Below are 4208 nucleotides of genomic sequence, written 5' to 3' on the forward strand. Positions count from 1 at the left end.
CGCAAGGGCGGCGGGGCAAAGCGCCTGTATCGCATCGTCGATTTCAAGCGTAACAAATTTGACATGAATGCAGTGGTTGAGCGGATCGAATATGACCCCAACCGGACTGCCTTCATTGCGCTGATCAGCTATGAAGATGGCGAACGCGCCTATATCATCGCGCCGCAGCGTCTGGCCGTGGGTGACAAGGTCGTCGCCGGCGCCAAGGTCGATGTAAAGCCCGGCAACGCCATGCCCTTCAGCGGCATGCCCATCGGCACGATCGTGCATAACGTGGAACTGAAGCCCGGCAAGGGTGGCCAGATCGCCCGCTCGGCTGGCACTTATGCCCAGTTCGTCGGTCGCGACGGCGGTTATGCCCAGATCCGCCTGTCCTCGGGCGAATTGCGGATGGTCCGGCAGGAATGCATGGCGACCATTGGCGCGGTGTCGAATGCCGATCATTCGAACCAGAACCTCGGCAAGGCCGGTCGCAACCGTCACAAGGGTATCCGCCCCAGTGGTCGCGGTGTCGCGATGAACCCGATCGACCACCCGCATGGTGGTGGTGAGGGCCGGACCTCGGGTGGCCGCACGCCGGTGACGCCCTGGGGCAAGGACACCAAGGGCAAGAAAACCCGCAGCAACAAGGCGACCGACAAGTATATCCTGCGGTCGCGTCACGCGAAGAAGAAGGGGCGTTAACCAATGGCACGTTCTGTTTGGAAGGGCCCCTTTGTTGATGCCTATGTGCTCAGGAAAGCGGAAAAGGCCCGTGAGTCGGGGCGCTCGGACGTCATCAAGATCTGGTCGCGCCGCTCGACCATCCTGCCGCAATTTGTCGGTCTGACCTTTGGCGTTTACAACGGGCACAAGCACATCCCGGTAAACGTCTCGGAAGAGATGATCGGCCAGAAATTCGGTGAATATTCGCCCACCCGCACCTATTACGGTCACGCGGCGGACAAGAAAGCCAAGAGGACGTAATCGTCATGGGTAAGGAACAGAATCCGCGCCGCGTGGCGGAGAACGAAGCGATGGCCAAGACCAAGATGCTTCGCACCTCGCCGCAGAAACTGAACCTGGTTGCTCAGTTGATTCGGGGCAAGAAGGTTGATCGCGCGCTGGCCGATCTGACGTTTTCGCACAAGCGCATCGCAGGCGACGTGAAGAAATGCCTTCAGTCGGCCATCGCGAATGCCGAAAACAATCACGGGCTGGACGTGGACAGCCTGATCGTCGCCGAAGCCTGGGTCGGCAAGAACCTGGTGATGAAGCGGGGCCGTCCGCGGGCCCGTGGCCGCTATGGCAAGATCATGAAGCCGTTCTCGGAAATCACCATCAAGGTTCGCCAAGTCGAGGAGCAAGCGTAATGGGTCAGAAAGTCAACCCTATCGGGATGCGCCTTCAGGTCAACCGTACCTGGGACAGCCGCTGGTATGCCGATGACAAGGATTATGGCGATCTGTTGCTGGAAGACCTGAAAATCAGGGATTTCATCAAGAAAGAGGCCAAGCAGGCCGGCATCAGCCGCGTCATCATCGAACGCCCGCACAAAAAGTGCCGCGTCACGATCCATGCCGCGCGTCCGGGCGTGATCATCGGCAAGAAAGGCGCCGATATCGAGGTGCTGCGCAAGAAGCTGGCCAATCTGACCGGCAGCGAACTGCATCTGAACATCGTCGAGGTGCGCAAGCCCGAAGTCGATGCTGCGCTGGTTGCCGAATCTATTGCCCAGCAGCTTGAACGCCGCGTCTCGTTCCGCCGCGCGATGAAGCGCGCGGTGCAGAACGCGATGCGTATGGGTGCCCTTGGCATCCGTGTGAACGTATCAGGCCGCCTTGGCGGTGCCGAGATCGCGCGGACCGAATGGTATCGCGAGGGCCGTGTGCCGCTGCATACCCTGCGCGCCGATATCGATTACGCGCTGGCCGAAGCCACGACCCCCTACGGGATCATCGGCATCAAGGTGTGGATCTTCAAGGGCGAGATCATGGAGCATGACCCCCAGGCCCGCGACCGCAAGGCCGCCGAGGCTCAGGAGGGTCCGACGCCCCGTGGCCCGCGCCGCGACGCCCGGTAAGGAGTAGAAACAATGCTGCAACCGAAACGGACAAAGTTCCGCAAACAGCACAAGGGCCGCATCCACGGTCAGGCCAAGGGCGGATTCGACCTGAACTTTGGCTCTTTCGCGCTGAAGGCCATTGAGCCCGAGCGTGTCACCGCCCGTCAGATCGAAGCGGCCCGCCGCGCGATCACCCGCCACATGAAGCGTCAGGGCCGGGTCTGGATCCGGATTTTCCCGGACGTGCCGGTTTCCTCGAAACCGACCGAAGTGCGGATGGGTAAGGGCAAGGGTTCGGTCGATTTCTGGGCCGCCCGCGTCCATCCCGGCCGGATCATGTTCGAGATCGACGGCGTCAGCGACACCATTGCCCGCGAGGCACTGCGTCTTGGCGCGATGAAGCTGCCGATTCAGACCCGCATCGTCGCGCGCGAGGACTGGTAAGTCCAACCCGCCGTCCTGTCGCAGGATATTCGCCCCGCCGGATCACTCTGGCGGGGCTTTTTCGCTGGTTCTGTGCGGCAACGTACAGATTGAAAGCCGGATCGCGGGTCAACTGTGAGGGCGAGAGGGGTGAATTGGTCATCCCGCCGCCTTACCGAGACACAGGAGACCAGACAATGACGACCGAGCTTTTGGAACAGATTGCTGCTTATCCCACGGCCGATTTCACGGGAAAATGCGGTGAGAATTCGTCCGCCACTGCGACCAAGGGTCTGGCGCCGTTACAGATCATGGCGATCAACGGTAGTACCGACCTGCAAAGCTGTGTCGTCGGCAATGACGGCGCGCGCGTCTATTCGGTCACGCTGATGGCCTCGCCGGGTATTTACGATTACGTCATTCAGGTGGACGGGCAGGGCCCCAGCGGCATATTCGGCGGAAGCTGGTATCTGGCCTTCACGGATCAGTCGGGCGACACCTACAAGCTGTCGCTTTATTCCAGCACCCGTTCGGTCCATACGGTGCGATATAATTCCAAGCTGCCGAGTATCATGAAATTCCAGTGGAACAACAATCCGATCTGAGGGGGTGCAGACCCGTCGGCCCCGTCTCTTTGACGGGGCCTTGCGTGCCGCATCGGGCGATTGCCCGGGAAATCGGCGCTTGCCCCTTGCCAGTCCTGCATCCTCCGTGTATTGGCAGGCCTTCATCACGAAACTCCACCGGAATCAGGGTGGCCCGTGGAATGCGGGGCTCTCCGGTGATGTTGAAAGAAGGAACAGGCGCAATGGACGCCAAGGAACTGACGGCAAAATCGCCCGACCAGTTGAAAGATCAGCTTGTCGCGCTGAAGAAGGAAGCGTTCAATCTGCGCTTCCGGCAGGCCACCGGCCAGCTTGAAAGCACCGCCCGCATGCGTAGCGTGCGCCGCGACGTGGCTCGTGTGAAAACCATTCTGAACCAGAAAGCGGCGGAAGCCGCGGCCTCGAACTAAGGAGTCCGGCCCATGCCCAAACGCATTCTGCAAGGCCGCGTCACCAGCGACAAGAACGAACAGACCGTCACCGTTCTGGTCGAGCGCCGCTTCAAGCATCCGCTGCTGCACAAGACCGTGCGTTCGTCCAAGAAATACCGGGCGCATGACGCGGAAAACCAGTTCAAGGTGGGCGACATCGTTCGCATTGTCGAATGCGCGCCCATCTCGAAGACGAAACGCTGGACTGTCCTGACGGACGATGCCGTCCCGGCATAAGTCCTTCAACAGATCAGTCATTGATCGAAACCCTGGGGCCGGCGCGTCCGGTCCCCAAAGGTCGGGAGAAACCAAATGATCCAGATGCAGACCAATCTGGATGTTGCTGATAACTCTGGCGCACGCCGGGTTCAGTGCATCAAGGTCCTGGGTGGTTCGCACCGTCGCTATGCGTCGGTGGGCGACATCATTGTCGTGTCCGTCAAGGAAGCCATCCCACGGGGCCGGGTCAAGAAAGGGGACGTCCGCAAGGCCGTTGTCGTTCGGACCGCCAAGGAAGTGAAGCGCGAGGATGGAACCTCGATCCGCTTTGACCGCAATGCCGCCGTTATCCTGAACAACCAGGGCGAACCGGTCGGCACCCGTATCTTCGGGCCGGTCGTGCGCGAATTGCGCGCCAAGAACTTCATGAAGATCATCTCGCTTGCGCCGGAGGTGCTGTGATGGCTGCCAAGCTGAAAAAGGGCG

9 protein-coding genes are annotated in these 4208 nt (G+C 60.6%); all 9 read left to right on the plus strand.

Annotated elements, in window-relative coordinates; all coding sequences use genetic code 11:
- Window positions 1–684 (plus strand): 50S ribosomal protein L2 (rplB, locus tag ACK5L9_RS14405; protein WP_416912161.1); only part of this gene is annotated, 684 nt, incomplete at its 5' end.
- A gap of 3 nt (window positions 685–687) precedes the next feature.
- Entirely contained in the window at window positions 688–966 is a 279-nt protein-coding gene (gene rpsS / locus ACK5L9_RS14410) for a 30S ribosomal protein S19 (protein ID WP_416912162.1), read from the plus strand.
- 5 nt (window positions 967–971) lie between these two features.
- Window positions 972–1352 carry a 50S ribosomal protein L22 gene (rplV, locus tag ACK5L9_RS14415; RefSeq protein WP_416912163.1) on the plus strand — a complete coding sequence of 127 codons (381 nt, stop codon included), beginning with the start codon at window positions 972–974 and terminating at the stop codon, window positions 1350–1352.
- Window positions 1352–2062 (plus strand): 30S ribosomal protein S3, encoded by a 711-nt coding sequence (gene rpsC, locus ACK5L9_RS14420; RefSeq protein WP_416912164.1) that lies wholly within the window; start codon window positions 1352–1354, stop codon window positions 2060–2062. Before rplV ends, rpsC begins: the two co-directional genes overlap by 1 nt.
- Before the next feature lie 12 nt (window positions 2063–2074).
- A complete protein-coding gene (gene rplP / locus ACK5L9_RS14425; protein ID WP_416912165.1) occupies window positions 2075–2488 on the plus strand; it encodes a 50S ribosomal protein L16 in 414 nt (137 codons plus the stop codon).
- 176 nt (window positions 2489–2664) lie between these two features.
- Window positions 2665–3072: a hypothetical protein gene (locus ACK5L9_RS14430; protein ID WP_416912166.1), complete on the plus strand. Its 408-nt coding sequence runs from the start codon at window positions 2665–2667 to the stop codon at window positions 3070–3072.
- Window positions 3073–3275: 203 nt separating this feature from the next.
- Entirely contained in the window at window positions 3276–3482 is a 207-nt protein-coding gene (gene rpmC, locus ACK5L9_RS14435; protein ID WP_416912167.1) for a 50S ribosomal protein L29, read from the plus strand.
- Between the two features lie 12 nt (window positions 3483–3494).
- Complete coding sequence (gene rpsQ, locus ACK5L9_RS14440) at window positions 3495–3740, plus strand: 30S ribosomal protein S17 (protein ID WP_416912168.1); 246 nt, start codon at window positions 3495–3497, stop codon at window positions 3738–3740.
- Window positions 3741–3815: 75 nt separating this feature from the next.
- The gene (gene rplN, locus ACK5L9_RS14445) at window positions 3816–4184 is read left to right on the plus strand and encodes a 50S ribosomal protein L14 (RefSeq protein WP_010400243.1); all 369 of its coding nucleotides are present in this window, start codon (window positions 3816–3818) and stop codon (window positions 4182–4184) included.
- Window positions 4185–4208 lie beyond the last annotated feature (24 nt).

Source organism: Paracoccus sp. (in: a-proteobacteria) (assembly GCF_047973135.1).
Lineage (GTDB): Bacteria > Pseudomonadota > Alphaproteobacteria > Rhodobacterales > Rhodobacteraceae > Paracoccus.

Coding starts and splice junctions, on each gene's coding strand:
- rpsS (WP_416912162.1), top strand. CDS start 688: ATGGCACGTTCTGTTTGGAAGGGCCCCTTTGTTGATGCCTATGTGCTC.
- rplV (WP_416912163.1), top strand. CDS start 972: ATGGGTAAGGAACAGAATCCGCGCCGCGTGGCGGAGAACGAAGCGATG.
- rpsC (WP_416912164.1), top strand. CDS start 1,352: ATGGGTCAGAAAGTCAACCCTATCGGGATGCGCCTTCAGGTCAACCGT.
- rplP (WP_416912165.1), top strand. CDS start 2,075: ATGCTGCAACCGAAACGGACAAAGTTCCGCAAACAGCACAAGGGCCGC.
- ACK5L9_RS14430 (WP_416912166.1), top strand. CDS start 2,665: ATGACGACCGAGCTTTTGGAACAGATTGCTGCTTATCCCACGGCCGAT.
- rpmC (WP_416912167.1), top strand. CDS start 3,276: ATGGACGCCAAGGAACTGACGGCAAAATCGCCCGACCAGTTGAAAGAT.
- rpsQ (WP_416912168.1), top strand. CDS start 3,495: ATGCCCAAACGCATTCTGCAAGGCCGCGTCACCAGCGACAAGAACGAA.
- rplN (WP_010400243.1), top strand. CDS start 3,816: ATGATCCAGATGCAGACCAATCTGGATGTTGCTGATAACTCTGGCGCA.